This is a genomic window from Sphaerochaeta halotolerans (genome assembly GCF_003429665.1).
Classification (GTDB): Bacteria; Spirochaetota; Spirochaetia; order Sphaerochaetales; family Sphaerochaetaceae; genus Sphaerochaeta; species Sphaerochaeta halotolerans.
Window position 1 is genome coordinate 1 of the sequence record NZ_QUWK01000031.1, and the last position, 2,811, is coordinate 2,811.

At 44.1% G+C, this 2,811-nt stretch carries 4 protein-coding genes; all 4 read left to right on the plus strand.

Features of this window, described 5'->3' with window-relative positions; all coding sequences use genetic code 11:
- Positions 1 to 795: 795 nt before the first annotated feature.
- The 4 genes from DYP60_RS13770 (at position 796) to DYP60_RS13790 (ending at position 2,700) form a co-directional block, all read left to right on the plus strand.
- The gene (locus tag DYP60_RS13770) at positions 796 to 1,215 is read left to right on the plus strand and encodes a hypothetical protein (RefSeq protein WP_117331593.1); all 420 of its coding nucleotides are present in this window, start codon (positions 796 to 798) and stop codon (positions 1,213 to 1,215) included.
- Positions 1,216 to 1,217: 2 nt separating this feature from the next.
- A complete protein-coding gene (locus DYP60_RS13775) occupies positions 1,218 to 1,814 on the plus strand; it encodes a helix-turn-helix domain-containing protein (RefSeq protein WP_117331594.1) in 597 nt (198 codons plus the stop codon).
- Between the two features lie 9 nt (positions 1,815 to 1,823).
- Positions 1,824 to 2,270, plus strand: coding sequence for a hypothetical protein (locus DYP60_RS13780; protein WP_117331595.1), 447 nt, complete (start codon positions 1,824 to 1,826; stop codon positions 2,268 to 2,270).
- Between the two features lie 238 nt (positions 2,271 to 2,508).
- Positions 2,509 to 2,700 (plus strand): hypothetical protein, encoded by a 192-nt coding sequence (locus DYP60_RS13790; RefSeq protein WP_117331597.1) that lies wholly within the window; start codon positions 2,509 to 2,511, stop codon positions 2,698 to 2,700.
- Positions 2,701 to 2,811 lie beyond the last annotated feature (111 nt).

Genomic DNA, 2,811 nt, shown 5'->3' on the forward strand with positions numbered 1-2,811 from the left:
CTATCCCCCATTTGTCTATGAGGTGCTTGATACGAAGCCAGGAGATGCAATTTCAACATGAATTGTCAAATAGAGCCATTAAAAAAGTATGAATGCCCTCAATTGTAGCTGTGCATTGTTTTGCTGGAAAGGTAATCCAAAGAAACCCGTTTTTCAGTGACCTTCCCAATTATCAGAACCAGGAAGGATTGTCACGTTTTTTCACAGAAACCGCCGAATTAGGCCACTGGAAGCAAGATTTCCGGGGTAGAACTTCCAAAAAATCCACATTCATAGAAATTGTTTTTTTTGGGACTATGTTAATCAATATTAATAATAGAATCTCTAAAAGAGTTTCTACTGTACTATAGGCTATTATGTCTCTCATGGGTCCTCCTTCTGTCTCCAGATGGGCACCACTCAGAAAGTATCTACCAAACCGTGCGCAGATCAAATCCTATTCCAACAAATCGAATGCAAGCAAGTGAAGCCTTATGCAGGTGACAAACTGAAGAACATCTTTTCCGACATGAAGTCGGATAGGGGTGGTGCTTACCATTTCCCCGGTGACTAGAGTGGTTATAATCCTAGGATATTCTATTTCGGCGAAAAGACCATTTAAATTTTCTCAAGCTGATAGCATAGAAGGCTCATATGCCTAAGTCCTAAAGAGATAACCGTCGTGACATAGCAAGAGCACAAAATAGTCTCGCTATGTCATGCTTCCATACTACACCTATACGAGGAGAATGGTTGTACATACTAGATTAGTTGATTGACTTATCTTATACATTATGTATAATCAAGAGTACTGCAGTGCCAAAACCGGAACCGGAATACGATATCAAGGATTTTGTGAAGGCATGTAAGGGAAATGGGGGGAAACCGTCGATAGTAGTTCTTGAAGGGAGGGTGAGACGAACAGCTGACAGGGATTTTAATCTCAAGACCAGAGAAGCCATTCTCTCGTTCATCGCCGTAGGAGGTCTGGAGGATCTCGAATTCATCAATGCTCTTCCGTTTCGACTCAGCACCGAGATTCCACCTCCAATTTGCGATGCGTATCATTTCAAGTCAGGGTTTTCCATCGGCTATATCTCCTTCTTTTATAGTGAGCCGAATAAGAAGTGGGTTATCAAGTCGTTTCATCGGGATGATGCGTGTGGCCCTACTGCCATGGAGATCGCGTTAAGGAATGCAGAATTGTTACCTGAGAGTTTGGAAGGGAGTGAGTGATTATGGAAAAAGTCATATGTACATATTGTGGAAAGGACGCTGTATCGATCGAAGAACATGAAATAGAGCTTAGCGAACCCTATGGTGGATCCAGTACCATCAAGATAAAAGAAAAAGTATGCAGCCATTGTGGATTTACCGAAGATGATGGCAGCAATGATCTCGTGATTCAAAAAGAGCTTTCGGTGCTCAAGAGAATCTCAATGATGAAAGTGCTTGATGAGCTTAATGCCATGGGCCATACAACTGCATCCATGGAACGCGCCTTGGGCCTTCCTGCAAGGACAATCGCGAGATGGAAGAATGAACAATCCATGTCTCCTTCGGCATCAGCAATCGCACTGATGAGGATCATTCGGACCTATCCCTGGGTACTTGCTGTTGCAGACATGCAATTTGACCATGTGGCAGCCAGGAACATCCTTATTCAATATGCAGCTAAGGAACTTGTGAAAATTCGTTCCGAGCACCCGGAGGTTGAAGTGACCTCGAATGCCCAGATGTCTGGAAATCATTTTGAATTATTCATCAAAGGATCTAGAAAGATTATTCCAGAAGCAGTATCAGGTGGGAATAATGTCTTTGAATACTTCAGGTAGGAAGGCTCCATGAAAATCAATAGTTTCATCATTTGTGACGATATACGGTCGGAAGTTGGCAATAAAAAATCCCTCATGGGAATCTATACAAAAGAGTTATTATTCTCGGTCACTGCTGAAGAAGCGGGTGTTTGGCCGAAGGATTTGGTCCTTGGGATGATGTTGGATTTCTCAATCTCGGCCGAGTTAAAAAAGAAGGCACATACGTTCAAGGTCATGTATTCAGTAAATGGTGTTGAGAATGCGCTTGGAGAAGGGGAGTTCAATTTCCCTCCAGATGAGCGAGAACAAGAGGGTGATTTCCAAATGACCATCTTCGCTAAATCCCAATATCGTTTTGAATCCTGCGGGAAGCTTTCGCATTGCGTCAAGATTTTCGATGCTTCAGGGAACGAGATAGTTCAGGCTACCCCGACGACCGAGCTCCTCATCAAGGAGAATGTAATCCCATCTTGATTTTTTCCTTTCCCGCAATCCTTATTATCGGTACCAGGAAGAATTGTTACATAATTCACACACTTGGAGAACTGGATCTTACTAAACCTGTTCAGAAAGTGTCTGCTGAATCGTACTCAGATCACATCCATGCATGGAAGACAGTTTCTCCTGAACTGAGGGCCATCTATGAGATAGCGGAGCATATATCCGGCATCTATGGATGCGGGTCAGTGGGGCAGGCTTCAAGGGGTGCTGCATGGCGCTCATAGATCCTGCCTACAAGGAAGCGATCGAGGAACAGATGACCAGAGAATACTTGGAGCAGTTCCCCCAATACAAGGACCTGTTCTCCGTCCATTTCTGTAACACTGAGGATGGGGTGAAGGGTGGTTTTTTACAGATTATTCTTGCATCTTTGACAATCCGGATTGCACAAGGTATATTGTAACCAGCACACCCACCGCGCCTCTGGAAACATGCTGCATAGGGTGTGAGAAAACGGCCAAGCGTGCGTCCAAAAACGGTCACTCGGCATTCAATAGCGGCCGGCGGTTAAGCC

What these genes read in the sequence shown, in the direction of transcription:
- DYP60_RS13775 (WP_117331594.1), top strand. Translation starts at nt 1,218, where the DNA reads ATGGAAAAAGTCATATGTACATATTGTGGAAAGGACGCTGTATCGATC.
- DYP60_RS13780 (WP_117331595.1), top strand. Translation starts at nt 1,824, where the DNA reads ATGAAAATCAATAGTTTCATCATTTGTGACGATATACGGTCGGAAGTT.
- DYP60_RS13790 (WP_117331597.1), top strand. Translation starts at nt 2,509, where the DNA reads ATGGCGCTCATAGATCCTGCCTACAAGGAAGCGATCGAGGAACAGATG.